This is a genomic window from Lewinellaceae bacterium, assembly GCA_020636135.1.
In the GTDB taxonomy this organism is placed as follows: Bacteria; Bacteroidota; Bacteroidia; order Chitinophagales; family Saprospiraceae; genus JAGQXC01.
Window position 1 is genome coordinate 1,909,818 of the sequence record JACJYK010000001.1, and the last position, 26,965, is coordinate 1,936,782.

At 46.3% G+C, this 26,965-nt stretch carries 26 protein-coding genes and 3 tRNA genes; 6 read left to right on the plus strand and 23 right to left on the minus strand.

The features are described from left to right. Positions 1–81 precede the first annotated feature (81 nt). Complete coding sequence (bla, locus tag H6570_07115) at positions 82–1,095, plus strand: class A beta-lactamase (GenBank protein ID MCB9319034.1); 1,014 nt, start codon at positions 82–84, stop codon at positions 1,093–1,095. Positions 1,096–1,215: 120 nt separating this feature from the next. Here the strand turns inward: bla and H6570_07120 are convergent, their stop codons facing one another. After that, a complete protein-coding gene (locus H6570_07120) occupies positions 1,216–1,437 on the minus strand; it encodes a hypothetical protein (protein MCB9319035.1) in 222 nt (73 codons plus the stop codon). Positions 1,438–1,797: 360 nt separating this feature from the next. Here H6570_07120 and H6570_07125 point away from each other — a divergent pair, with 360 nt between their 5' ends. Continuing rightward, the gene (locus H6570_07125; protein ID MCB9319036.1) at positions 1,798–2,244 is read left to right on the plus strand and encodes a hypothetical protein; all 447 of its coding nucleotides are present in this window, start codon (positions 1,798–1,800) and stop codon (positions 2,242–2,244) included. On the opposite strand, the gene H6570_07130 is transcribed toward H6570_07125, so the two are convergent. From H6570_07130 to H6570_07145, 4 genes are all read right to left on the minus strand, one after another. Then, the gene (locus H6570_07130) at positions 2,150–2,524 is read right to left on the minus strand and encodes a four helix bundle protein (GenBank protein MCB9319037.1); all 375 of its coding nucleotides are present in this window, start codon (positions 2,522–2,524) and stop codon (positions 2,150–2,152) included. The genes H6570_07125 and H6570_07130 overlap by 95 nt on opposite strands. Positions 2,525–2,711: 187 nt before the next feature. Continuing rightward, a tRNA-Leu gene (locus H6570_07135) sits at positions 2,712–2,800 on the minus strand. A gap of 166 nt (positions 2,801–2,966) precedes the next feature. Beyond that, positions 2,967–3,042, minus strand: a tRNA-Gly gene (locus H6570_07140). Between the two features lie 77 nt (positions 3,043–3,119). Beyond that, the gene (locus H6570_07145) at positions 3,120–3,278 is read right to left on the minus strand and encodes a hypothetical protein (GenBank protein ID MCB9319038.1); all 159 of its coding nucleotides are present in this window, start codon (positions 3,276–3,278) and stop codon (positions 3,120–3,122) included. A 289-nt stretch (positions 3,279–3,567) separates the two neighbouring features. Between H6570_07145 and H6570_07150 the strand changes: the two genes are divergently transcribed. Beyond that, positions 3,568–5,361 carry an acyl-CoA dehydrogenase family protein gene (locus H6570_07150; GenBank protein ID MCB9319039.1) on the plus strand — a complete coding sequence of 598 codons (1,794 nt, stop codon included), beginning with the start codon at positions 3,568–3,570 and terminating at the stop codon, positions 5,359–5,361. Between the two features lie 55 nt (positions 5,362–5,416). Here H6570_07150 and H6570_07155 read toward each other — a convergent pair whose 3' ends face one another. Next, positions 5,417–6,085, minus strand: coding sequence for a TetR/AcrR family transcriptional regulator (locus H6570_07155; GenBank protein MCB9319040.1), 669 nt, complete (start codon positions 6,083–6,085; stop codon positions 5,417–5,419). A 90-nt stretch (positions 6,086–6,175) separates the two neighbouring features. On the opposite strand from H6570_07155, the gene mnmA reads away from it, so the two are divergent. From mnmA to H6570_07170, 3 genes are read left to right on the plus strand one after another with little or no spacing between them, the layout of a single operon-like run. Beyond that, entirely contained in the window at positions 6,176–7,279 is a 1,104-nt protein-coding gene (mnmA, locus tag H6570_07160; protein MCB9319041.1) for a tRNA 2-thiouridine(34) synthase MnmA, read from the plus strand. Next, complete coding sequence (locus H6570_07165) at positions 7,276–8,016, plus strand: hypothetical protein (protein ID MCB9319042.1); 741 nt, start codon at positions 7,276–7,278, stop codon at positions 8,014–8,016. The genes mnmA and H6570_07165 overlap by 4 nt, the downstream gene beginning before the upstream one ends. Then, positions 8,016–8,531 (plus strand): hypothetical protein, encoded by a 516-nt coding sequence (locus H6570_07170; GenBank protein MCB9319043.1) that lies wholly within the window; start codon positions 8,016–8,018, stop codon positions 8,529–8,531. The genes H6570_07165 and H6570_07170 overlap by 1 nt, the downstream gene beginning before the upstream one ends. Here H6570_07170 and H6570_07175 read toward each other — a convergent pair. From H6570_07175 to H6570_07255, 17 genes are all read right to left on the minus strand, one after another. Next, complete coding sequence (locus tag H6570_07175) at positions 8,528–9,040, minus strand: class IV adenylate cyclase (protein ID MCB9319044.1); 513 nt, start codon at positions 9,038–9,040, stop codon at positions 8,528–8,530. The genes H6570_07170 and H6570_07175 overlap by 4 nt on opposite strands. 120 nt (positions 9,041–9,160) lie before the next feature. Beyond that, positions 9,161–11,143 (minus strand): hypothetical protein, encoded by a 1,983-nt coding sequence (locus tag H6570_07180; protein MCB9319045.1) that lies wholly within the window; start codon positions 11,141–11,143, stop codon positions 9,161–9,163. Between the two features lie 149 nt (positions 11,144–11,292). Beyond that, positions 11,293–12,531 (minus strand): membrane dipeptidase, encoded by a 1,239-nt coding sequence (locus H6570_07185; GenBank protein ID MCB9319046.1) that lies wholly within the window; start codon positions 12,529–12,531, stop codon positions 11,293–11,295. Between the two features lie 108 nt (positions 12,532–12,639). Then, positions 12,640–15,495, minus strand: coding sequence for a cyanophycinase (locus H6570_07190; protein MCB9319047.1), 2,856 nt, complete (start codon positions 15,493–15,495; stop codon positions 12,640–12,642). A 437-nt stretch (positions 15,496–15,932) separates the two neighbouring features. Continuing rightward, a complete protein-coding gene (locus H6570_07195) occupies positions 15,933–16,505 on the minus strand; it encodes a YceI family protein (GenBank protein ID MCB9319048.1) in 573 nt (190 codons plus the stop codon). Between the two features lie 32 nt (positions 16,506–16,537). After that, the gene (locus tag H6570_07200; GenBank protein MCB9319049.1) at positions 16,538–16,990 is read right to left on the minus strand and encodes a MarR family transcriptional regulator; all 453 of its coding nucleotides are present in this window, start codon (positions 16,988–16,990) and stop codon (positions 16,538–16,540) included. A 316-nt stretch (positions 16,991–17,306) separates the two neighbouring features. Continuing rightward, positions 17,307–20,192, minus strand: coding sequence for a T9SS type A sorting domain-containing protein (locus H6570_07205; protein MCB9319050.1), 2,886 nt, complete (start codon positions 20,190–20,192; stop codon positions 17,307–17,309). 165 nt (positions 20,193–20,357) lie between these two features. Next, the gene (gene ftsY / locus H6570_07210; protein MCB9319051.1) at positions 20,358–21,311 is read right to left on the minus strand and encodes a signal recognition particle-docking protein FtsY; all 954 of its coding nucleotides are present in this window, start codon (positions 21,309–21,311) and stop codon (positions 20,358–20,360) included. A 91-nt stretch (positions 21,312–21,402) separates the two neighbouring features. Then, positions 21,403–21,570, minus strand: coding sequence for a DUF4295 family protein (locus H6570_07215; protein ID MCB9319052.1), 168 nt, complete (start codon positions 21,568–21,570; stop codon positions 21,403–21,405). 2 nt (positions 21,571–21,572) lie between these two features. Beyond that, positions 21,573–21,761, minus strand: coding sequence for a 50S ribosomal protein L33 (gene rpmG / locus H6570_07220; GenBank protein MCB9319053.1), 189 nt, complete (start codon positions 21,759–21,761; stop codon positions 21,573–21,575). Between the two features lie 21 nt (positions 21,762–21,782). Next, complete coding sequence (gene rpmB, locus H6570_07225) at positions 21,783–22,034, minus strand: 50S ribosomal protein L28 (GenBank protein MCB9319054.1); 252 nt, start codon at positions 22,032–22,034, stop codon at positions 21,783–21,785. A 39-nt stretch (positions 22,035–22,073) separates the two neighbouring features. Further along, positions 22,074–22,150, minus strand: a tRNA-Arg gene (locus H6570_07230). Between the two features lie 193 nt (positions 22,151–22,343). Continuing rightward, positions 22,344–23,906 carry a S8 family serine peptidase gene (locus tag H6570_07235; protein ID MCB9319055.1) on the minus strand — a complete coding sequence of 521 codons (1,563 nt, stop codon included), beginning with the start codon at positions 23,904–23,906 and terminating at the stop codon, positions 22,344–22,346. A 195-nt stretch (positions 23,907–24,101) separates the two neighbouring features. Next, complete coding sequence (locus H6570_07240; GenBank protein ID MCB9319056.1) at positions 24,102–24,836, minus strand: DUF4097 family beta strand repeat protein; 735 nt, start codon at positions 24,834–24,836, stop codon at positions 24,102–24,104. A gap of 35 nt (positions 24,837–24,871) precedes the next feature. After that, the gene (locus H6570_07245) at positions 24,872–25,648 is read right to left on the minus strand and encodes a hypothetical protein (protein ID MCB9319057.1); all 777 of its coding nucleotides are present in this window, start codon (positions 25,646–25,648) and stop codon (positions 24,872–24,874) included. 11 nt (positions 25,649–25,659) lie between these two features. Then, the gene (locus H6570_07250) at positions 25,660–26,430 is read right to left on the minus strand and encodes a HEAT repeat domain-containing protein (GenBank protein ID MCB9319058.1); all 771 of its coding nucleotides are present in this window, start codon (positions 26,428–26,430) and stop codon (positions 25,660–25,662) included. Then, positions 26,414–26,959 (minus strand): RNA polymerase sigma factor, encoded by a 546-nt coding sequence (locus H6570_07255; GenBank protein ID MCB9319059.1) that lies wholly within the window; start codon positions 26,957–26,959, stop codon positions 26,414–26,416. The genes H6570_07250 and H6570_07255 overlap by 17 nt, the downstream gene beginning before the upstream one ends. Positions 26,960–26,965: the final 6 nt, after the last annotated feature.

The following is a 26,965-nucleotide window of genomic DNA, read 5'->3' on the forward strand; positions in this document are numbered from 1 at the left end:
ACCTATGCCTGAATTTGAAAATTTAGCATCCCAGAAATTTATAATTAAATTCAAGAGACAAATAGTAAGCAAAATCAAGACATGATGATGGAAATGCACAACACAAATAAAATGATCTCCTTCCTGGTCTTTCTGATTTCTTTTACTTGCATTCTGAACGCTCAGAAAGGTGATCTGGAATTGCTTCAGAATGAAATTAAAAGGCTGGAACAGATTTCAGGCGGAACGGTAGGGGTGGGAATCATACATCTGGAAAATCATACCCAACTGATGTTCAATAATGATCAAACTTTTCCCATGGCCAGTTGCTTCAAAGTGCCTGTTGCCATCAGATTATTACAACGTGTTGAGGAGGGTTCACTTACCCTGGACAGTATGATCAATGTGACCGCCCGGGATATCCATCCGGGTAGCGGAACCATTTCACGCCTGCTTGATGATCCCGGGGTGTCATTGTCGGTATTAAACCTTCTCGAATTAATGATGCTCATCAGTGATAACTCAGCTGCCGATTTATGCCTTGAATTGTCGGGTGTACCGGTAAGTGTAAATGAAATGTTGCACAGCAACCATATTGAAGGATTATCGGTGGACCGGCCCACATTGGCTTTAATTGCCAATTGGCTGGGAGCTCCTGTAGCCGCTGAACAGAAAATGACCATGGATGAATTTCGGGAAGTGGTAAAAGCGGTTAACGAGGTGCAACAAAAAGAATCGATGGAAAATTTCTCAAATGACCCCCGTGACCAGTCTTCACCGGGGGCAATGGCTTTATTGTTGCAATTGCTATGGAACGGTCAGTTATTGAATAAAGAATATACCGATTTGCTGCTGGATATCATGTACCGTTGCGAGACCGGCGAGTTACGCATTAAAGGCATTTTACCACCAGACATCAGAGTGGCTCACAAGACAGGAACCATAGGTAAGACAGCCAATGATGTAGGCATAATTGACCTTCCGGATGACGCAGGCCATGTAATTGTTACGATCTTCGTTAAGGATTCGGCAATGGATGTTGCCGACCGTGAGAAATCGATTGCTCACATAGCCCGCGCCGTTTATAACTATTTCCTGTTTCATAAGACGGAATGATCGTCTATTACCTCATAACCTTATAAGGGTCGTAATCACGATTCATTTCGAAACGCATCCATGTCCAGAATCCACAGGTTAACCTTTTCCGGCTTAATTGTTTAAATCGGACCTGGAAGGTTATCTTCCCAGGTATGACTTATGTCTTTCAATTCTGAATTTGACCTCAGGGTAGGGGTCCTTGATTTGAATAGACTGCAGAGGTCCCGAAGGACAATCAAGATCAATAATAGCAATTACGGAGGTAGGTGGGATGGAACTGAAGGTCTGCCAGTAGGCTTGAATTTGGTCGACGGCGATTTCAATCTTTTCACCCGTCACCACGGTGAAGGTTTCTTTCATCTTTTAGGCGTTTTAATAAAGTGAAATTAACCTGGAAGGGGTTCAGGTTCTCTTTGGCAGGTATTCAAGGTACAAATTCAGTGCCGTAATGTGCTAATACCCCAAAACTATAAGAAGTTATATTGAATTTTAACTTTTGGATGGGTTCGATAGCTCAAACGAAGCGATTGTCCGGATGGTTAAAACTCACTTCCTTTTTAAATATCTGGAACCGAAGCTTATACGGAATGCCAGCCCAAAGCAATTACCATTTGAGAGCGGACCTAAACCAAAAATTTAATAGTTCTACGATTTAAAGGGATGGCGTAAAATTCCTAACTTGAATTGACACAAAATGATAGCCAAAAAATCGAACAAACAATGAATCTGATTCTCCTTTTCTATGTAGCATTCCCACTACTTAATGGAATAGACATGGATAGGAGTGGGGCAACGACCCAGGGTGCCGTGTCTTATGAATCCAGTGTTTATATTGAGGTTGCTTATGGATTGAAATATACACCACAGGTGGATATTGTAACCCTGAATGCAGCGAATCAGGAAACTTTTAATTTGATCAATCAGGCAACCCTTTACAATTGGTTTAGCAATAAATCGGCTTACATCACCTCACTGAATAACCAGGTTACTGTAAATTCTTTTCAACCTGTACCGGGATCGTCCCGTGAGAATGATTTGGCCTCCGATCAATTTTATGCGCGGTTTGTCTTTGTCAATGCGGGTGCGCAGAGCAAAAACGTATATGTTGGGCAGGCAACGTATATCGAAATTTACATTGATGAAAATGGGGTGGATGTAGTGTATTGATGGATTGATTTGTTGTGTCAAGAATATCTTCATCTTTCAAGACATCCAATATTGCGACGCATTCAAAAATGGAACTTCTGGCAATGATGAAAAAGTTTCTCCTATCTGCTTTTGAGAAGCGACCTGAGCCTTCAGCGATATTGAGAACAATACTAAATGAAGCTCTCCGGAGTTGATCTTTCGTTGTGCGATCTAGATTTGAGCTGGTAATACAAGTTCGAATCTTGGCATTAAAGGCTTTTGCCTTTTTATATATGTCAAGTTTTTCGAAATCAAACATGGTGAGCGGGATATTAATGTAGTTATTAGAGTGAGTTGGAGTTGGAGAGTGAAAAAAGAATGTTGAGTAGTTCACCGTTCTTGCTCCTCTTTCTCACAGTGTTTAATATAGTGAGTTGGAGTTGAAGAGTGAAGAAAACAGTGTTAAGCAGCTCATCACTCCCGCTCTTCCTCCTCACACTGTTTTATGGTACCCGGAGCGGGACTTGAACCCGCACGGACATTACTGCCCACAGGATTTTAAGTCCTGCGTGTCTACCAATTCCACCATCCGGGCAAATTGGGTACCAAGTGAGTAGCCAGTATTTCAAAGTTAGTAACGCAGGACTTTCCTGCGTGCCTGTTCACGCTTTGAGTTGTGTACTAAGATAACAAAGCTCGCGCCAATAAAAAAAGGTTTGAACACAGACCGGTCAAAGAGGAACTGAATTCAAACCTTTTCGTGGAGCGGATGACGAGACTCGAACTCGCGACCCCAACCTTGGCAAGGTTGTGCTCTACCAACTGAGCTACATCCGCATTTACAAAGAACGTCCCAAATGGGATTGCAAATATAAAGGAATATTCAACGATTGATCAACAGGTAGCGCAAAATTTTATATCACATCAAATGCCTGTACCAAATAGGTCAGGGTAAACGGCAAGGCAATCCAAAAGAATTCCGGCTTAAAGATCAGTAAGCCTGCGCAGATGACGAAGGCAATGAGAAAGTTCATCCGGATTTTTCCTTTGTTGCTGTTATCTACTTCTTCCATGATGTATATCTATTTTAATCATGCAAACATACAAATTCAATACTTTTCACCAACCAATTTTATCACTTGTTCGCGATTGCACCAGAAGGAAGCCTATCCATAGCCCAGTTATCTGCTTTCGATTGTCATTTTAATCCCTCAGATACCAAGGATACTTTAATTATTGACCTGAAGTCATGTGAATTGCATCAAATAATTTTTAAAACAGATTGAATGGCAGCTAATAATTGTGAAAAATATTGACTCTAAGTCAAATTATTATTAATTTTAGCCAAAAGACCTTTAATCCATGGAATTAGAAAATGCGCTTAAAGCCCTGTCAGGAGGTGAGTTTCTCATCCAATCCTCATCGACCGGGCAAACTTTTATACCCGAAGAACATACTGAAGAACAGGAGATGATCTTCCAGATGGCTGCGAGTTTTGTACAGCAGGAAATAAAACCCAATATCGCACGCATCGAAAACCAGGAACCCGGAATGCCCGAGTACCTGTTTCGGAAGAGCGGAGAACTTGGTTTGTTGGGTGCTCATATGCCCGAAGCCTATGGTGGCATGAACCTTGATTTTAACACCAATACATTGCTTTGTGATGCACTTGGCAATATGGGATCGTTTAATACCTCATTTGCTGCCCATACCGGAATTGGCATGTTGCCTATCCTGTATTACGGTACCGATGCCCAGAAGGAAAAATATCTACCTGGGATGATCGATGGTAGCATCAAGGCGAGTTATTGCCTTACGGAGCCAGGTTCCGGTTCGGATGCCCTTGCGGCCAAAACCCGTGCAGATCTTAGCGAAGATGGTAAGAGCTATATCATCAATGGTCAGAAGATGTGGATCTCCAATGCCGGTTTTGCAGACCTGTTTGTGGTATTTGCAAAAATAAACGGGGAGCATTTTACCGGATTCCTGGTTGAAAGGGGGACTCCCGGACTGACCTTTGGTGAAGAGGAGAAGAAATTAGGGATTAAAGGTTCGTCCACCCGGCAGGTGTTTTTTGAAAATGTGACTATTCCGGTGGATAATCTGCTCGGGGAAGCGGGGAAAGGCCATCTGATCGCCCTTAATGTACTCAACATGGGGCGTTTCAAATTAGGAGCTTTCTGCATCGGAGGAGCTAAATCCGCAATTACAGAATCCATCCGATATGCCAATGAGCGCGTCCAGTTCGGTAAGTCCATCGGTCATTTTGGCGCCATCCAGTACAAGCTGGCGGAACAAACGATTCGTTCTTTCACAGCTGAAAGCCTGATTTACCGTATTTCAGATCTCATCCAGCGGAAAACTGAATCCCTCATTGGTGATGGCGAAGATCCGGTTAAAGCAAAACAAAAGGCAGCGCAGGAATATGCCATCGAATGTTCTATTGCCAAAATTGCGGGATCTGAGCTGATTGACTATGTGGTTGATGAATACGTACAGGTCCTGGGTGGTATCGGTTATTCGGAAGAACATGCAGCGGCCCGGGCATACCGGGATGCACGTATCAACCGGATCTACGAAGGGACCAATGAAATTAATCGGTTGGTTATCATTGACATGGTTTTCCGGAAAGCACTTAAAGGAGAGCTTGACCTGGTAAATGCTGCCTGGGCAGTCCAGAAAGAATTGGCTAAAATGCCTTCGCTGGCGGGAGCAAATTCCAATCCGTATGCAGCAGAAGAGATGGCGATTGAGAACATGCGCAAGCTCGTTCTCATGGTCATTGGCGCCGCAGGAAAGATGCAGATGGATGGCCAGCTGGACCTGAAGAACGAACAAGAGATCACCATGAACGGTGCAGACATGATCATGGACCTGTTTGCATCTGAATCCTTATTGTTGCGTGTCCGCAAGCTGGATGAAATGGGCAAAAAAGAGGCTTATCACGACGACGTGATGAAAGTACAATTTTGGGAGGCCAGTCAGCACATTGCTAAAACAGCTCGCGAAGCCATCAACTCTTTTGCATCCGGTGATTTACAGCGTACTTTTTTGATGGGCGTAAAACGTTTCGATCAATATCCTCCGGTAAATATAAAAGAGGCTCGCAGACGCATAGCTCAGCATTTATTGACAGCTAATGAATACAATATGTAAGGTCATATTACGACTTTACGGAAAGAAAAAGATCTGGCTCCGGCCGGATCTTTTTTTATACAGGATGGATCAGAGTATGTTTGATCAGAGCGATCAGGTATTCCTTCCATTCGTCGAGCTGGACGGTGTGCAAAGAATGTTTTCTTCCCGCCAGATTGGTTAGCTTAAGGTAGCCCAATACCATTGCCCAGGCACTCAGATACAGCATCTCCGGCTTGCGATTATCGTGAATGGAGCCATCCTCCATTCCCCGCTTAATTTCCTGGACTACAATACTAACCGGTATGTTATGAATGTCTTTCAATCGCATAAAGTAGACGCTTCCCTTTAAAGCATCGGAGAGTTTGTCTTCATTATTGCCGGCAGAGGTGGAACGGATAACCGCGGTGTAGTCCAGCATGGCCTCAGTGTACAAGGGGTATTTCTGACTAAAGTCGAAATAGGTGTTCATCAGTGCAACAACACTGTTCAGACCATTTTCCGATTTGTTTTGCTGAATTGCTGCATACATCAGATCATTGAGCAATGATAATGCCCGGTAGACGATGGCCATATACAGGTTCTCCTTGCTTTCAAAATAGAAATAGACGCTGGCTTTTGACATGCCGGCCTCTTCGCCTACCCATTCCATTTTGGCATTGGTAAACCCGTGGCGATGGAAAACCCGTTCTGCGGCATCCAGTATATTGTGTTCTTTATTACTCCTGCGGGACGTTTTGACCATAGGCTGATCTTACTTCCACCGATTGGTCTATTGGTTTGTGAACCAATCAGTTCGTAAATTTGTAGTTTATTTTTCATAATTACTAATCGCATGAGTAAAAATGGCCGGGTTCTGGTGGCAATGAGCGGAGGCATAGACAGCACGGTGACTGCTATGATGCTGCATGATCAAGGGTATGAAGTGGTTGGGATAACCATGAAAACCTGGGATTATGCCAATGTGGGAGGCAGTCATAAAGAGACCGGATGCTGCAGCCTGGATTCCATCAACGACGCCCGTGAAGTGGCCGTAAAGGTGGGGTTTCACCATTTCATCATCGATATCCGGGATGAATTCGGTGATTATGTCATCCATAATTTTGTGGATGAATACATGGCCGGCCGGACACCGAATCCATGTGTCCTCTGCAATACACACATCAAGTGGAGAGCTTTATTGCGCCGGGCGGATGCACTGGATTGCGGTTTGATTGCTACAGGGCATTATGCGACCATTAACGAGCTGAATGGGAGGAAATACATTACCAGGTCCCAGGATCCCGATAAAGATCAATCGTATGTCCTTTGGGGTCTGGATCAGGAATGCCTGAACCGGAGCCTTTTTCCCATCGGAGGTTTCCGGAAGGAACAGGTTCGGCAAATGGCCTACGACTGGGGGTATGAAGAACTTTCAAAAAAAGCGGAGAGTTACGAGATCTGTTTTGTGCCCGATAATGACTATCGGGGATTTCTCAGGCGACAGGTTCCCGAAATTGATGACCGCTTGAATGGCGGGTCCTTTGTGGATACCGAGGGGAATATCATTGGTCAGCATGCCGGTTATCCTTTCTACACCATTGGGCAGCGCAAGGGTCTTGGTACGGCCTTCGGAAGTCCGAAATATGTGGTCGAAATAAAACCCGGGACAAATGAAGTGGTGTTAGGAGACCTTGAAGATCTTGTCCGCAACGGCATGTACGTTTACAAAACCAATGCGATGAAATATGAAAAAATCCCCGACGGGATGGAAGTCGTTTCAAAGGTACGTTATCATGATGCCGGGACTCTCAGCACGGTGAACCAGGAGGGAGACCGTCTACGGGTAGATTTTCATGCGCATGTCCGGGGAGTGGCTCCTGGGCAATCCGCTGTATTTTATGAAGGTGACGACATTGTGGGAGGGGGTATTATCCATTCGAGTTTAAACAGTCTATGAGGAGAATCTTGCTAATAGCGACACTGGGTATCGTCTTAATCAATGCCTGCAGGAAGGATAATAAGGTTCTCCCGGATAGTTTTTACGCCTACGATTATTATCCGCTGGAGATCGGAAAATACTGGATCTACCAGATAGATTCATCCATTTATGATCCTACTGTGAGCGGACAGCCCTTTCGTGTAAGTTCAACCATCGTGAGGACTACTATGATCGATACATTCCGGGATGGAGCAGGTGTGCTGAATTATGTGACGGAATATGCGGTCCAGGATAGTGCAACCCAGCAATGGAAGCCAGCATATCTGGGCCGTGCCTCCCGGACTGCGACAGAAGCTTTCCTGGATGAGGATAACCGGAAACTGGTAAAAATGACCTTCCCTCCGGTAACTGGGACACACTGGGATGGCACCCGTTATTTCAATGAACAGACCATCGTGCTGGTTGCCGGTGAACCCATTGAAATGTACAAAGAGTGGGATCCTCGGGTTGTATCCACCGATGAAGCAGGCACCATTGGTGGGGATGCATACGATAAGATCCTGAGCATTGAATATGCGGATGCAGAGAGCCGCATAGAGAAAAGATTTGCCCTCGAAAAATATGCCCGTGGTATCGGGCTGGCTTACCGGGAATATTGGATCCTGGATACCCAGCTCAATACCGATGATCGTCCCTGGGATCAGAAAGCCCAACGCGGATTTATTTTTACACAGGTATTAATCGATCACAACTGATGCTCAGACAAGTATTGATTGGAAAGGTTTTGAAATCAACCGGAGCACAAGGATCGGTGAAGGTACAGCTGGATCCGCCCTGGGATGATTTGGGTGATCAGTTGTCCGTCGTGCTGCTTGACCTGGAAGGAGACCGTGTTCCGTATTTCATCGACTCGAGTCATTATGCGGATACCTGGATATGGCATTTTGATGATGTCCATTCTCCGGAAGAGGCTAAAATGCTCAGTTTGACACCAGTATATGCGCTGGAGAAAGATATTCCTCAAGCAGATCAACGCAGAGAAGAGAGCCCGGATTACAACTTTTTATCCGGATGGGTAATTCATACGGTTGAAGGCAAGACGATCGGTACCATAAGCGAAGTCCGGGAATTTCCGGAGCAGTGGATGGCGATTCTGGAAATTTCCGGTAATGAAAAAATGATCCCTTTGGTAGACGCATTCATCCTTGTCCTGGACCAAAAGAAGCAAGTGATAACCATGGATTTACCGGAAGGTTTGCTGGACCTTTAACGGGCAAGCAGCATATCACTGTACGAATGGCTACAGAGGTCCCCTGGATGGATTCCCAGTTCTTTCTGATAATACTGACACTGGATTTCCAGGTCTTCGATGCTCCTTAAGCCTTCCTCATCGATGGCTTCGATTTCAACAAATTGGCCTAAATCTTTTACTTCGTCAATATGAAACTTCACGTTGTCGATGAAGTAGATGTGTCGCTGCTTGTCAACGGTGACCAGCACTGGAAGCACCTTGGTTAAAACCTGGTACAGCTGATCCGCATCGGCCGGAGGATAAAGTGATACTTCAGAAAGTTTCTGACTCGCAACATTGGGTCTGTGATAGGCAATAAGGTTATTTTCAATGGTGCCCTGACGTAGTTTCAGCCGACCGCTGGGAACCTGGAAATAGGTATCCACCTGATGATCCCTGCCCTTGTATCTCCCGTTCCTTGCCAGGTATTCCCGGACAACTGTCTCATCGGGACATCGTGCCTTAAGTTCAATGCTTCGTATTGCCATGTCAACGATTAACTGCTTTGCAATTTATTGAACTCCAAATTAATCCTGGAACTTCTTTGAAACCTAAATAAAAAAGGAAAAAGTCTATTTATTCACAGTGCTCATGTTAACCCATTTCACTTAGCGTAATTCTACTTCGACTGGAGTATCTTTTGTTAAGATTCGCTCTAATACCAGGCCGCCTGGTGAGCTTATTCTGACGTGAATGTTAGCTCCACGCCGGGTGACTTCAATGTCAAATTGTTTATTGAATGCCTTTACATTTTTCAGGGTCATGAAATCCCAGTGTTCCGGCAATCGGGGCAATAATTCGAATTTATTCAATCCTATCGGGGTGATTCCAAACATTCCTTCTGTAATCACCCGGCAATACAGACCGCTCTCGGCAGCAAGATGCCGCTGGTTTCCTTCGGGCCATGCTTCTACCGGGTAAGGGACATGATCCCCCAATAATCTTCTTGCGGAATAATACGAGAGATAAGGCATGAGTTGTTCGGTAGCCCCTGAATTAAACAGACCTCTGAATGCATATAAGGTTGATCTGTCCCAGAATGTTTCACTCCCAGCCTCGGTAAGAATTCCGTTCTCAGTCCACAAATAAGGTGATAATAGCGCTTGTATGGTTGCTTCCTTACGGGTGAAAATACCCATGGTTAAAGGAAGGCAAATCCAGGAACGCAGTTTGTCGTTGCCATCAAAGTACTGATAGGTATCGAATCCCTGTACATTGGCCCCAAAATACCTCTCCATGGCATTTTGCAGATCAGCTGCTTTTTGTAGGTAGATCCTGGCCGTATCGGGTTTTCCCAGTTCGCTGGCCAGTTGCGAAGCACTCCGGTATGCACCATAGGTTAGGGCATTGGTCGATAGGTTATAATCTCCCGCCGGGAAACGTCCTTCGAGTTCATCGGAGTCAGACGCAATAATGCCTTCACCGGATTTTTTAGTTTCGAGGTATTGTATGCACCAGCGTATCAATGGCCAGAATTCGGTAGCAATATCTCGGTTACCATAGGCCATTGCAAAGCGGGAAGCTCCGTATGCGATCATGGCCTGGTCTCCGCGATCACCCGCCCCATTCCAGAAATCGACACCCTCAGCAATTATGGAGCTGGGAATGGGCTTGAACTCCGGATTCATGTACCGTGCAAAATGCCGAAAACTGTTGATGGCCGATTCATTGCCTTCCAGATTTCCGAGAAATGGGAAAAACGGGTTTACATATTCGGCCTGGTCATTGGCCCATATGGCCGCATAATATGCTCCACCACCCGGACCATGCATCAGACCTCCCTTGGTGTCGTAAATACTTTCTGTGGCACGAATTTTTGCAAACGAAAATTCCGTATCAATGGTGTCGTTTGGCGTATCGAGTACCAAACTTCCAAATAGCTCATCAATAAACTTTTCCCGTTTTGCAAGCTCATAAACCTGTGAATAATTATAGGCCTGATCACAGGTCTTTCGGCCTGAGTAAATCATACCCAGTGAGATGCTCTCCTGTGGTTTTAACCGGAAAGACCCCGGATTTTTCATTTCAACCGATAAAATATATTCACCATAGACACCCTGGTCTGCCGGTGTCTTAATGGTTACGGAGCTAAAATCAACTGAAAGATCGCAGCTATTGACACTCGTGTTCTGGATGGTTATTACTTCAAGGAATGCAGCCTTGTCTCTCGAAGGGAACAGGGTTCGTTCGATGGAAACATCCTTATTGGTCATACTCTTTACCTTAAGTATTCCTTTAAGGTTAAATGATAAAGGGAATTCTTTGACGGTTGTACCGTCAACAATGATCCTGGGTTGTTCACTACCATCAAAGTCCTGTCTTAAACTGGCGTGCGTATTGTTTGGGATGGTACGTAACATCGGGAAAACCAATCTTTTAGAATTGATAAGCTCTCCGGATTCGCTGACACCGTAGGTGAGTATGGCAGAAATATTTAATCCGCTCATTTCGATATGGTCGGAATGGTTTTGGGCCTTTTCTACATTCCAGGTGATGCTTTCATCCGTAGAAAGTGCCCAGGTAAGATTCCGCTCCTGAGCGAATGCATGAAGACTAACGATTAAAAGCGGGATTGTATAAAATTTTTTCATGGTCAAATGGTTTGAGTTCTCCCGACAAATCCTGGAATTACCTATTTACAGGATTGCGGCTGGCAATCTGTTAAACCTTGATAGGGTTAAAATTAGGAGGCAGGGATTGCAGTAGGGTGCGAAATATCGCCAAGCTTCAGAATGTCCTGTCAGCTGTTGGAAGCGACGCGGTTTACTTCTTTCCACACTCTCCAGACATTCTTATAACAAACCTTTGCAATGTCTTCTTCTGAATATCCCTTTTTAAGCAGGAGGTAAATCAGATTAGGATAGTCACCCACATCTTTCAGTCCGGTCGGGAGTGAATCGCCGACACCATCAAAATCAGAGCCTATACCGACGTGATCAATCCCTGCCAGTTTCACGACGTGATCAATGTGATTGGCAACAGTTTCAACATCCGCAAACAGGGAAGGGTGGGAGTCACGGTATTGATCGATGATCTTTCTTGCTTCCGGTGAATCTTCCGCTACGCCAGCCTTTTCAATCAGCTTGGCCAGTTCTTCACGCTGTTCGGTACGTTTGACTTCAATAGAGCCATCCAGGAAAGCAGATCCAAAATTGATCTGGATCACACCACCTTTCTTTCCGAGTAATTCAATCATTTCATCACTCATATTCCGCTCGAAGCCTGGTGTGAATTTGCGGCAGGACGAATGAGAGGCGATTACCGGCGCTTTGCTCAATTGCATGACCTGGTAGAATGTGCTGTCACTAACGTGGCTGACGTCGACCATGATGCCTACCCGGTTCATTTCCGCGATTACTTCCTTGCCAAAAGGACTTAAGCCCTGCCAGTGTCGCTCCGGGTCGTAGGAACTATCACAGATTTGATTCCATTTGGAATGAGTGAGTGTGATGTACCGGATGCCCCGGTTGTAGAAATAACCGACATTGGCCAGGTCTTCGCCTATTGGGGCTCCGTTTTCCATACCCATGGGCAGCGAGATTAATCCCTTTTGAAAATTGGCATCAATTTCTTCCGGGCTGCGACCGGGAGCAAATTTATCCGGATGCGCGCTGATAATTCCCTCAACCATATTGATCAGTGAATCTGCAAACTCTTTGGCACCTCCCTGTTGATAGGAGGCGGGAATATAGATGCTCATAAAAGGAGCATCCAAGCCTCCTTTTTTCGCGCGAACGTAATCGAAGTCACCCTCCTTGGTTTCTACGGGTATTCCCATAAATTCCTTTTCCAGACGAAAGTTTTTCACTTTAAGCCGGTAGGGCAGGTCAACATGTCCATCGGTGATGATGTATTTATGGGCCAGCTCGTTGGCTTTAATCCATTGGGGATTATCCTGTGATATAATGGTCTGTTGCATTTTTTGGTTGCATGCATTTATAAGGAAGAGGAGAATAATGATCAATCCGAATGACCTCATGCGATCTGACTTTTGTTTTTCCATTGAATCCGGCGAGAAGATAGCTCTTTCCGGACTGATGGAGAAGTCAGAACGCCAATTATGTCCACTATCGCGTAGAATCCTGAATTATTGCTGCTGGACCATTCGTTGGGAAAGATCGTAACGATCGCCCGGCTTGAGGACATAAAAGATCGGGCTACCCGGCAAATTATAGGAATATTCACGCCGATCTCCGGACCATTTTTTACCATCATAAACCAGGACATAACTCTTGCCAATCACTTCCGCAATTCCTTGATTGATGACAAAGGCCGTCCCTTCATCGGGAGCAATGCCTAAAAGACCCGGATGTGCATTGATCACTTCAAACAGGTCAAATTGGCGGTTGCGGGCCAGCACGTGCTGATCGATGGCAACATTGTTCAGGAATCCAAATCCCTCCTGATGGTCTCCCATCATCTCGGTGTTGCCTCCGGTGTCACCACGTACCAGATAAGAGCCCTGGATGGTGGCACCAGCTGATGTTCCGGCGATCACACCTCCGCGATCCAGCACGCCTTTCAGTGCGGTTTCAGTCTGGGTTCCCAGGTAACTGTCAGCTAATCGCCACTGGCGGCCACCGGTGATGAATACACCTGCGGCTTTTTCCAGATCCCGGTAGAAGCGCGGTGAGTTGGCCTCTTCCTTTGAGCGTGTGTGCAGCACACTGATCTTCTTAAATCCTGCACTCCGGAAGGGTGCGGTCAGTTGTTCGTACTTGGGATCCTTCGCCAGAGATTCATCGTCCCCGGCAGTAGGGATAATCACGATGGGCTGGTCCGTACCACCTGCCAGGTCTGCAAATTTGCTATAAATGGTTTCATCCAATTTGCCACCGCCAATAACCATCAGCGAGCCATGCTCGGGCGTCATGACCGGATGATGAGCTGCCTGCTGATTGACGTAATAACCGATGACTTCATTCCAGAGCCATCCGGCACGTTTCTGCAGTAGGGTCTTATCCCGGTCCAGCACAAATCCGTCCTTGATCAGTTGATCCACACAAACCGTGACTTGTTGTTCGTAGTCCATGCGGTCATGATAGAGGGATTTGATCGTAGGCCGTAAGTCTGTAGAAATCTCAGCCCCTTTATCCATGGAGAAAGGCATGATATACCCCTGGAAATCATCCAGTTCGTCCTGTGCGGCAGGCTTGCCATCCCGCAAACTCCATCCGGTGAAGGTGGCCAATGGAACGGACACTTCGAAATTCCGGATACCACCCAATTCGTTACCATTTTGATCCAATTGAGGGACCAGTGAAGTATAGGTGTTCAGTATTCGCGGCGGCTGATTTCGTATGATGCGGCGCTGCCAGGAGTCTCCAAAGTCCAGATTGTAGGCAACCTGGATGGCTTTCGGTTCGGGTAATGAGGCATTGATCGGAAAACGTACCTGATTTAAGGGGACCAGGGTCTTGCCTGCAATGGTGGGATACGTACTTGCCGGCGGTTCTTCCCCTTTATTAACCCAGTTGATCAGGCGAACCAATAATGCCCGGTAATTGGGCAGGTAATAAAGCGGATTTGATTTGAAAACCATTGAAGAGTCCCGCTGGCTTTTTGCATCCAGATGCAGCTGACCGACATAATGCTGGCCGCTGGCTATTTCGTAGATCCGTTCATTTTCATAAGGCATGACATCGCTTGTCCCGTCTATGCTGGTATGGATCAGGGAAGCGGCCCGCCCATAATATTCGTACCCGGTATTGATGTAGAATATCTTGGTTTCCCTGCCAAAATTGCCGCCCTTCATCAGGAGCCCATCCCGGTATTTACCGTTGGTTGAATCGACCTGGGCACGGCTGGTAAACGGGAACAAATCCGTAGGATAGAAAAACGAGGAATACCGGTGGCCGTCCCGGCTTGGTTGGGCAAAACGATGATTGAAACTGCCACGACCTCCTCCGGCTGTCATGATCATCATGCCATCATAAGCTTGCCGGTCGTATTCATCAATATTGAAACCGTCGTATAGATACTGACGCAGGAACCGACCAGTCTGGGAAACCCCTGCGGCAATACCTTTATTGACTTTGAATTCACAGTTGTTGTCGTATTTCATATAGGAGATCATGTCCCGGACTACAGCCAAGCCCAGTCCGACCGCTACGGGCTGGTCGGAGAAGTAAACCAGTTCATAAATTTTGCCAGGCTCAAATCCATTATTCATGTGGATGTATTCAGTACTGGGGACCAGAGAGTCACCTTCTTCTTTAGAGAATGACCATAATTTGGAGTCCACGATTTCACGTTTACCTTCCCGGCTGTCACGGACCGTTAACGAATTCAGTGTGCTGTTTACCTGTGGAGGGTAGGGTATTTGATTGCGGTGCCCCAGATATAAGGTAGATACCGGATCGTCAATGACCCAGTCACAACGAACCTGGCCGACCAGAGGGAATGAGTTGTTTGGTTTTAGTTTCGGAACGACCAGGTGCATCAGGCCATCCTGGTCAGGAACATCGAATTCCCAGCCAACCCATACCACAACCAGTCCCTGTTCCATCAAAAGACCATCACCAAATGCTTCCGGGTCATTGACATCCAGGCCGGTGTTCGTAGCCAGATTAAAATAGCGCATGGAAAATTTGCCGCCTCGGTTCGAGACTTCCACCAGGCCCACGCCGCTTGCTTTGGACATATCTGCAGGCTTCAGGATAACAATATTGGCGGTGGCTTCCACAAAACCAGCGTCGGATTTTTCAGCGAGGTCTATGTCGGTAACCCGTTGATTTTGTTTATTCAGCGGATCGAAGACAAAGGTGACTGTACCTTTCCATAATTCATAGGCACCAGAGTTACCGAACGTCTTGCCGTTTAATACGGTCTCTTTACTGGTAATATGAATGGATTGTACAGCAGCATGGACCCGGAGATTTAACAGAAGGGCCAGGGCCAAAATCATCATGCAGCGATAACAAAGATTGAATTGTCTGTTCATGAGAAACTCAAATTTGAAGTGAACACGAAGGGGGAAAACCATCGGACCGTGAAGAACTCTGATTTCAAGCTTAAGACCCGATGCCTCCTACGTTCTAAGGGATTTAAACGACAGGCAGCAAAATGGAATTGTTTTATATGGTCGAATAAAGCGCTAATGATCAGCCTTTTACCATGGAAGCCCTGGTTAAGGATGGCTGGTTCAGCAACGTCCAGAAAGATCTCAGAGGGAGGAATGACTCGCTTCGGCTTAAGGTTCAACACACGTATAATTCCGGTGGCGCAATGATACTAAATATTTGAGTTATTCTGTTCGTGCAGCAGGGCCAGAAGGCCGGGAATAACAATTCCTTAAGTTATTTCAATGCGATTAAGTGTAAAATAGAAAAGGCTGTCTGCGCACAACAGACAGCCTTTATAACCGAACTATTTCACAAATTAATAGGTCAAAATCACTTCCAATTCAAATTCATCATAGATCGTCTTGTCTCCCAGATTCTCAAAGAAACTCCCTGAGCCATAACGAATGTTGAATTCTGAACGGTCGACGGTTATGGTTGCAGTGGCTGTATTTGCTTCTGCTTTTGCCATAAACCGGACTTCCTTGGTGATCCCTTTAATCGTCAGATTACCTACGATTTTGTAATCACCGGGAGTTCCTCTGCTGACCACCTGAGTGATTACCAACGTGGAGACCGGAAAGTTCTCTACACCGAAAAAGTCATCCGATTTGAGATGTCCAACCAATTTATCGTTCCACTCTCCCTGTAAGTCCTCACATGAAATGGTCGACATGTCCATGGTGAATGAACCTCCGGTGAGCATTCCGTTTTCCCAGGTCAAAGATCCGTCTTTCAAGGCAATTTTGCCATGATGTTGGCCGGTCACTTTATATCCTTTCCAGGATATCTGGCTTTTTTCAACGTTAACTTTGGTTTCTACGGGTGGATTACCAGCCAATAGAGCGCTACCAATACCGGCAATAGCCCAAATTAAAAAGAGTTTTCTCATAAAACATCGATTTGATTGTTATAATTGATTGATTAATCACGCATTTTATCCAGGAGAGCATTCAATTGTTCCATTTCTTTTTCAGACATTTTATACAAATGCTCAACCGTAGCTTTATCCATGGCATCTGACGCCTCTGCGATAAGGTTTAGTCCCGCCGGAGTGATCCCAATATCCACCTGCCTCCGGTCTTTCGGGCATATGATACGCTCGACCCACCCTTTTTGGATCAGTTTATCTATAAGCCTGGAAGTATTGGACATCTTATCAATCATCCTTTCGGTGATCTCCTTTAAGGAATAGGTCTTAGGGTACCGTCCACGGAGTATCCTCAGGATATTGAATTGCTGAATGGTTATGTCAAACGGGTCCAGCAGGTGCTTGTGCAAATGGGCGAAATGGGAAGCCGTAAAGGCCAGATTGATGATCAGTTTTGATTGCGGACTGACAAATTTGCTCGATTTGATGGCTTCTTCAATTTTCACCCGACAAAAATATGTTGCAACATTAGTTGTATCAACAATTAAAATGTTAATGTAATCTTAAACTCTGATTCCACTCCGGCATTCAATTACGACTGTCATTACGACCCAGTCAAATGAAAGGAACGAGCGGAGAGCTCTCATGATGCAATTTCTAAGTATGTATATAGATGATACTTTGTTCGGTTGAGATTTCTCCATTCCGGCTCATCCTTCGCCTTCAGTCGAAATGACAATATGTTTTGGAAATTGCGCTTTTCAGGAGTGACTTAAACCCTGGTCATTGCCAGGGTTTAAGCCCAGATCATCTTCGATGCCCTTAGTGCTGAAGTATAATAATTTGCTTGACTATAGAGCCCTGATCCGTGTTGATCTTGAGCAGGTATGATCCGTCTGAAATTCCGGGAAGCTGCAAAGGAAGTGAAGGAGTAATCCAGCGTTGCAACGGTTGACCCAGTAAATTTGTCAGGACGGCTTCGTGAATGATGACACGCTGATCATTGCGGATCCATAATCGTCCATTATTTGGATTCGGATACAACGTAATATTTTGTTCCAGCCATGATTGCCTTGCGGATGTACCGGTAATGAGGAAGTCATCGGAGGTGATTTTACATCCGGTATCGTCCTGTGCTTTCATATGATACCGGCCGGCTGCCAGACTATCCAGGATCAGTGAAGTGTCAGCAAGGGCTATTTCTTCCTTAAACCACTGAAATTCGTAGGGCGCGGAACCTCCGTCCAGATGAACGGCGAGATAACCACCGGCTGGCGACTCTGCTCTAATACTATCCAAAACAACCTGAAATGCTGAGCTGTCGAGCACAATGGTATCCCGGAAAAAGCAACCGGTAGTGTCCGCACTGAATGCGATGTAGCTTCCTCCCGGTATATTCTTGAGGGTATCACCGGTCTGTCCATTGCCCCAGATGGTAGAAATCGTTGTGGCAGCATCCGGAAAATCAATGGCTATGGATCCGTCAGTCCGCCCGGAACAACTTGGAGGTGTCAAGTCTGCTACTAAAGTCGGTCGCTGAATGAATATGGGAAGAACTCCCAGGCTGGCATTTCCTGAGAAGTCAATGACCTGGTAGACATCCAGGTTCATGCCAACGGTAAAGCTTCCGTCGGGACCGGTGCCCTGAAGCAGAAATACGGTGTCTACACCACAATTATCCTGAGTCAGGATTTGCGGATAGTTCAGACCGGTACACCGATTTGCCGTTAAAGTATCAAATGGCTGAATCACCGGTTTGATGGTATCCATTACGACGATGGTAATGGAATCATTCAAGGAGTTTCCGGCTAGGTCCCTGGCCGTAAGTGCTACTTGCTGACTTCCCAGTTCCGAACAGGAAAAAGTATTTTTTGACAGGGTTATCGTATCCAGACCACAATTATCAATGACCGCCTCCTGTAATTGAGCGAATGTTACCTGCGCAATTCCGTTGGCATCCAGATAAGCTTCTATACTGGGTGACAAAATGAACGGAAGGGTATTATCATCACCAAGGAGAACGAACGTGTCCTGACTGGTGCAGTTGTTGGCATCAAACACAGTCAGGATATACGTTCCTGCCGCCAGGCTGTCAGGTGTAGCTGTAGGAAGATCAGGGGACCAGTCCAGGCGATAGGGAGGAACACCTCCATTGATCGTAAATGATATACTACCGTCATTGGTGCCATCGCATTGTGGGTGTTTTAACCTAACGCTGTCCAGTGTGATCATTCCTGTAGACTGAATAATCACAGTGTCCCGGTAAGTGCAGGTTCCTTCATCCTCTGCAAACAGGGTATAAGTGCCGGGAGATAAATTCAGGATGGTAGGAGTTGTATCCCCATTAGACCAGCGAATGGTTACCTGACCGGTTGGATTGGGGAAAGTTACTGATATTGAACCGGAGTTACCGGTGCCACAATCAGGCTGGACAACGGAAATATTGCCCGCCAGGGGGCAGGTGCCCGAGCCAACGATAACCGAATCCTGTACCAGGCATCCCGAAAGGTCGCCGATCACAACCGTATAGGTGCCGGGAGCCAGCTGTCGGATGGTGTCGGTGTTTGCACCTGTATTCCAGACTATTAAATAAGGCGGTGTACCGCCAGACGGCGTTACATAGGCTATTCCGTCGTGGGCGCCAGGTGTGGACTCTGCTATAGATCCTGCATTGGTTTGGATGAATACATTGGCCTCAATGGTTAAGGGTAGGGTAGCAGCGCAATCGGCATGATCTACCACCAATACGATATAATCTCCGGCAGCCAGGTCATTCCGGATCCTGCTGGTATCCGCATCGGGCCACAGGAACTGATACGGCGGTGTTCCGCCTGATGCTCCCAATGTGGCACTGCCGTTATCCTGGCCATTGCACGCCACTCCGGTGACACTGATTATCTGGGGAACAAGGTTGGCAGGTTCCGTTATGGTAACCGTTTTGACTACCTGTGAAGTATCGCTATCAGTAACGGTCACCGTGTAATCTCCTGCAGGTAATGACTGAATATCCGGAGTAGTGGCTCCGTTAGACCACTGATAGGAGAGAGGAGCTGTCCCTCCCTGTACGAGCAGGGAAATCGCGCCCGTGCTATCACCGCCACACTGAACATTGGTAACATTGGCTATTTCCACACTTAATGGACCACCTTCGGTCAGGATCCTGCTGAGCTGGGTTTTCACCGCCAAATCACCAAGGACTGTACTGTCTCCATTTGCCAATATGGCCGTTGCGTAGAAGTTGACGGTGGCATTGGTTTGATTTTCCGGTGCAATCCAGGTGACACTCCATGTTACCACACTGTCGTTACCAAAATCGGTAGGGTGGATCACATTTTTAAAATAGGTGCGTAATAAGGTCCGGTCTGTAATGATACCGGAAACTCCGGTAGGTTGATTCAGTGTGCCAATGTCCTGGTTGTTCTGATCGAGCACCACCATTTCAAATCCGGCATACGCAGGATTCCCACGGAATTTCCGCACCTCGATGTTTACTTTGTATTCCTGCCCTGCATACAATTGATCTGGTATACCGGTGAGCTGCACCTGGCCGGCGAAGTTGGCATTTGCCGGGGCGTGGCATGAGGCGCAGGTTCCTTCTCCGGGAGCTCCGGTATATCCGTTGTCCGGGGCAACGTACTGGTTGGTGAAAAGAGCAATCAGGGTGATCGTAGCAAAAAGGGTGTAGAGGAGTGTATTCCTTTTTTTCATTTTCGTGTGTTTGACGCAGTTAAAATTAACCAATCATAGCAAATACCTGCCATGTATTAACAGTTGATAGGTAATACAGTAGATGCTAAATGAAGATCGCAGCAGTAGAAGAATCTAAGCGAATGGGCAGCAGCGGATTAAATATAGCTAAATATCACTTACAAGTTATTTGTCAAATAAGGATTCTACAAAGATCCGGCGATTGAATACCTGAAGTTTGTCGATGGATTCACCCACTCCAATGTATTTAATGGGGATTTTAAACTGGTCGGAGATGCCGATCGCCACACCACCCTTGGCGGTTCCGTCCAGCTTGGTCAAGGCCAATGCGGTGACGGAAGTGGCTTCGGTAAAATGCTTGGCCTGCTCGATGGCATTTTGACCAGTGGTAGCATCCAGGACCAGGAGAACTTCATGGGGAGCTCCGGGCATCCTCTTTTCGATGGAATTCTTGATCTTGGTAAGTTCCTTCATCAGGTTTAGCTTGGTATGCAGACGGCCAGCCGTATCAACAATGACCACGTCATTCCCGTTCTGGATGGCGTAGTTCACTGCTTCGTAAGCCACAGCGCCGGGATCGGTATGCATTCCTTTTGAATAGAAGTCACAGCCTACCCGGTCTGCCCATATTTTCAACTGATCGACCGCCGCGGCACGGAAGGTGTCACCCGCTCCCAGGACCACTTTCATGCCTCTCTGTTTGTACTGGTAGGCAAGTTTGCCAATTGTGGTCGTTTTGCCTACACCATTGACGCCGACGACCATCATCACATAGGGCTTGACTTCCGGGACATCAAAATCTTCCTGATCTTCGGTTTTATTCTCGGTAAGTAATTGAACGATCTCATCACGCAGGATGTCGTTCAGCTCCGCGGTATTCATGTATTTATCCCGTGCGACACGGGCTTCGATCCGCTCGATGATCTTAATCGTGGTGTCCAGTCCCACATCGGAAGTAATGAGGATGTTCTCCAGTTCATCCAGAACTTCCTCGTCCACCGTTGATTTACCGGCGATAGCTTTTGTGATCTGGGAGAAGATATTGGTTTTCGTCTTCTCCAGGCCTTTATCGAGGTCTTCTTTCTTTTCCTTGGTGAAGAATTTCTTTAGGAAGCTCATAATCGTGGAATATCAACTAAGTGAAATACAAAAGGCTTTTCCAAATGCAGTTCATTTGGAAAAGCCTCTTCGAATAGTTCAAGCGGGTGAATTAACTATTGAAAAACTTGGATACTTCGTCCTTGTGAATCATCACCTCCTGGAAAGAATATTTTCCAGTAGCAGCATCTTTGACTGGTTTAACAACTTTAACCCAGTCCTTTCCGCCTGAATTTTGGGCTCTTTGTGCAGCCCGCGCGTTTTTCGAAACTTTAGCCATAGTTATTTTATTTCACGATGAACGGTATAGCGCTTTAATATCGGATTGTATTTTTTCAATTCCAATCTTTCCGGAGTGTTTTTACGGTTTTTTTGGGTCACATAGCGCGATGTGCCCGACATGCCGCTCTCTTTGTGCTCGGTGCACTCGAGAATAATCTGTATCCGGTTACCTTTTTGTTTCTTAGCCATAGTGCTTTATACTTTACCGAATTAACCCAATTTAACGCCGGTAGAAATTCCTTTGCTTTCCAATTTCTTCAGATAGGAATACAATCCCAGCTTATTGATTGTACGCATCGCTTTGGTGGAAATCTTCAAAGTTACCCACTGATCTGTTTCCGGAATGTAGTAACGTTTCTTCTGCAAATTAGGCAGAAAACGTCTCTTCGTTTTCCGGTTGGAATGGGAAACATTGTTTCCTGAAATTGGTCGCTTACCTGTTAACTGACAAATTTTAGACATCGTTTAGCAATTTTTAACGCCATTCCGGCGAGAATAAATTGGTGACTTCGGCAGGACTCGAACCTGCAACCTCCTGATCCGTAGTCAGGTGCTCTATCCAATTAAGCTACGAAGCCAGTCCTTTTCTTCAAATGCGGATGCAAAGATAAGGATTCTTTCGTTTTATCCAATACCCTCGTTGGCAATTACATATAAATAAAATTTATCCTATGTGTGCCTCCCTGGTGCAACCGGCCTTAAAAGTTGAACTTTGCGCCTTTTTAACGCAAATATCAGACCAGTAACCCCACAGTTCGGGCTTTGGTTCCATTACAGGTAGATCAATTTGGTTGCAACAATGGATTTTCCCTGTCGCAGACAGACAAAGTAGACATTTCCATAGGTAATGTTGCCCGGCAGATGATCCAGAAAGATGACATTCTGGACAGGATTGGTCACGGTCTCATGATACATGACCTGTCCCAGTGTATTACAGATCAGATAATCCACCGGCTGAGCATCCTTGCGCACAATATCGATCCGGAGGGTGCGTGCGCTTTGATTCAAGGTAACCTGACGGATGACCAATTCATCACCAAGTACCTCTTTGCACCATTCCTGCTGGATGGCGCGCATCGGATTTATGGCGTTCAGCCTGCCTCCGGTGACCGTTTCTTCTGCTAGGGAAGGTATTAGGTCTACACCACTTAACAGGTAGTCGCGTACGATGATTGCGCCCTCCCTGGGATTGCTTTTCAGATATTGTGCAAAGTCCGTACAGGGATAGCCGAAAAGAAGTCCTACCACGCCGGAGACGTGCGGTGAGGCTGCTGAAGTTCCGGTAAAGTCACGGTATTCGTTATTAATACCCAGGCTGTAACTACCGTCGCCGGGTGCTGCAAGGTCTATGGTCGTTTGCCCATAACCAGAGGTGACCCGAACATCTGAAAGATTGGTATTGGTCACCGTGATCAGACCCTCTGAAGGACAGCTGGCAGGCATGTCATATTGCGTGTCTACATCCCATTCACTGTTAGTGGTCGCATTGATAAACAGGATGCCGGCATCCAGCATTTCATCGAAATAGGGACACCAGTCCGGAAATTCGTCCGGTTTACGTCCGGTTACACCAAGCGACTGATTGAATGCTACCACATATGCTCCATCCTGGCCATTGGTCAGGTTGTATTTCCGTCGTTGCTCCAGGACATATTCGTAACCGATGAAAAGATCGGAAATGGTCAGATTGGGAATGCTGATCAGCATCAGCTGAGTATTCCAATTGATCCCGGCGATTCCGGTGGCATTGTTGCCCCGGGCGCCAATGATACCGGCAACACTGGTACCATGCTGTTTGGCAACATGCTGGTCGTTCTTGCTTTGCAAATTGACGCCGTAAAAATCGTCGACGTAGCCATTTTGGTCATTATCTATACCATCATTGGGGATTTCTCCCGGATTAGACCATAAATTACCCTCAAAGTCGGTATGGCTGATGTCAAATCCTTCGTCGATAACGGCAATGACAATTTTGTCGCCAAGGGCATTCGTACCTCCGGTCGTGTAATCCCAGGCTTGTGGTAGTGCTATTTTTTCCAGACTGGGCTGGTCCGGATACAACGGGTCATTTGGAACCGTTTCTCTTTTTTCCAACGGGGCATCCGGGTAAGCACGCAGGACATCTGGTAATTGGCGGATTTCTTCCAGTGAATGCGTCGTGGTAAGTTTGTAAAGCATTTTTGACCCGGAGATGACCTGCCAGCGATATTCCGGAAGGACAAGCTGCGCCTGGCTTATTACGCTGTTGTCTTTCAGTTTAACGATAAATTGATTCTGGGCTACAAGCCAAGAACTAATCCCTACGAATAAAAAGGAAATCAACTGCCGGTGCATAAGGATCGTGTTTCGGACAGGGCGAAATTAACAGGAATAAACCGTAGCGATAAAATAAGCGTTGTTAAAATTGATATTTCGCCTGTATGCGGGATACAATTTGGATGGAAGAAAGGAAAGAGCATCTTTGGATAAATGCAAAAAGGCCTGGTTGAGACACAGGCCTTTTTGCGATGCTGCGGACAGCTTATTTTGCTAATAACCCCGCAGGTAAATGTTCTGATAGGTGGCACATACCTGCAGCAACGGCCCACCTTTTCCAATGGTGCCTTTGACGCGCGTATCACGCAATGCGGTCATGCCGTCTTTTTTGGCCATTTCAAGATCCAGGTTGCTCATTATTTCTCCGTATGTGCTTGACAGGTCAACAGCAAATCCGGTCGATTTTGACACCGAGAGGTCTACAAAACTGTACCCCGATTCCACCTTCAGATCATGTTTATAACCCTGGGGCAATTTCATGGTTATGCCTCCGTAAGTCGATTTAATATCCATGCTTCCCGTCCGTTCAGCAATCTCCAATGACCCGTAGGTTGCCCGGACCTTAAGCTTAACGGAGGCAGGTAATTGGATAGTGGCTTTTGGAGAGGTGTGGTAATTCCATTGCTTCATTTGATCTCCTGATTCAGTCACAACAGAACCATCTTCGTATTCATAGGTCACTTTTACCGGACGTTGATTTTCGGGCTCGAAATTTATGTCGATGTAGAGGACTCCATTGTCACTATGCGAGGTAACGGTGGTTGCCTTGACCGAAGCGCCAGTCAGTTTGACATCAACTTTCTGGGCATCCCCGTTCTCAATATCGAGGCCGGGATAGTCACTGGTTATGACCACTTCGGTTGCACCCCGCAGATCAAAGGCCTGTTGTTCCTGGCCGTGCAGGTTGAGAATACCCAGGACAGCAAGGAAGGTAAAGACTACTCTCATGTCATTCATTTTTTAGTTAATTAATGGAGCGCTTATTACTTCTTACGCAGATAAATGTTGCTGTAGGTGGATTTCAGGCTGACCAGATTGCCACCTCCATTGATTTTACCAGAAACGTCCTTGCAGGTAAGACAGTCCATATCGTCCTTCGATTTATCGGAGGTAAGGTCAAAATCAGTAAACATCTCGCCATAGCTTGTTTTCATCTGCACATTTGCCTTGCTGGAAGCTGGCAGTGCAACATCGACCAGCGCATAGGTGGAATGCAGCGTCACCGCATCCGTGGCATTTTTAAGGACAATATTTCCTTCGATGTGTCCATACACCGTCTTGATCGTTAAAGGTGAGGTGGCATCTTCAAGGATTACATTGTTGTAGCTGCAGTTGGCTTCAATTTCCGAGGTGTTCTTGCGGATCACCAGGTCGTGGCCATTGTAGGTATTGTGTTCGTAATAAATCTTTACACTGGAAGGCACCGTGATGGTATACTCGTTATTATCCAGCTCAGAAATAGCGGTTAAGGTCACATCTGCTCCATTTTTTTCCATGTACAGACCTATTCCTCCCGTATTGTCGGTCTGGCCTTTTCCATTGAGCCGGTGAAGACCCTGGGCACGGTCATTGTCATCCTTGTCATGGCCGTTGTAGACGACTTTGACTTCGGATCCGGAACCGCCTTCCAGGACAACCTGGTTGACATCAACAATTTTGAGCGTTCCACCCGACATCGGAATGGAGAATGTTTTTTGCGCCATAGCAGGAATTGCAAACAGGGCTACAGCAGCTGCTAAAAGAATTTTGACTTGTTTCATAACATCAGGTTTTATTCTATTGAATTGATTTTGTTGATACTCATTTGAGCTTCCCCTTTGATTTGTTTTTGGACTTCTTCCCTTGCCATTAGATTTTCAAGGTCAGGGATTACCGATTTATCTTTGCGTATTCCGAAAGCATTGATGATTTCGATCAATACACTGGGGTCGGTTTCCCGTTTTAACATGCCTACCAGAAATCCTTTGACCTGCGGGTCATCCATATGCTGACTCAAAACATCCACCCCGGCTAGTCGTACATTGGGACTCGGGTCTTTGGCAGCAACATCAAATAAGGCATTAAGCACATCACGGTCCAGCGGCATTTGGGCAGTTTCATTCAGTGCCACCAGGCGTTGGGAGGTGGATGGGTCGGTTTTTAACTTGTTCATCCACACTTGCTGTTGATTATTTGCCAGTTGGTTTTGAATGTTCTCCAGCCGGCGCATAGTCAGCCATTGTTGGGTAAAAACTACCAGCAGGGCGATGGAAGCGGCAATGGCCAGACCTTGTTTCCATCCAAATCGGATTCGCTTTGCTGTCGTTTTTGGTTTTACCTCAGACTCCTGCTCATCAAGCCAGGCATAAAATCGATTGCTGACCTGTTTGGAAGGCGTTGGCTGTGCTATGCGGGCCAGTGTTTCATCCAGCGATTGCATTGCACTCAGCCGGGCCCTTAATTCTGTATTATGGGTAAGCGCCTCTTCAAACGCATCACGCTCGGGGGCGGCTACTTCTCCGCGCAGATAATCCCACATCCAATTTTCATCCCAAGTTTTCATATGCTTCTTCTTTCAGATAGAGGTGTTTCAATTTTTGAATAGCCCGGTGGACCTTGGACTTGACGGTTCCTTCGGTACAATTGAGCATCACAGCGACTTCTTTGTATTTCAATTCTTCAAAACGGGTTAGCATAAGTACCTCGCGGTATTCTGGATCGAGGTGGTTCAGGGCCCGGTGTAGTTTATTCGAATCTTCGATCTGCACCATTAAATCTTCAGGAGAATGATCTGCTTCATCTTCAGAGACACTCCCCAGATCATCGGTGATTCGCAAGCCCCGGTAATGGTCATAACGCACATTTCGGGCGATCGAAAAAATCCAGCTTTTAAAGACACTTTCCTCCCGGAAGCTGTTGCGGTATTTTATGATCCGCTCAAATACGTTCTGGGTCAGGTCCTCACTGAGTGACTGGTCCTGTACCGTTTGCAGGAAGTACCGGTAGACCGGATTTTGGTAGCGTTCAAACAACAGGGCGAGCTGTCGTATTCCGCCTTCCTTGACCTGCATCATAATCTGTTCGTCAGTCACTATTCC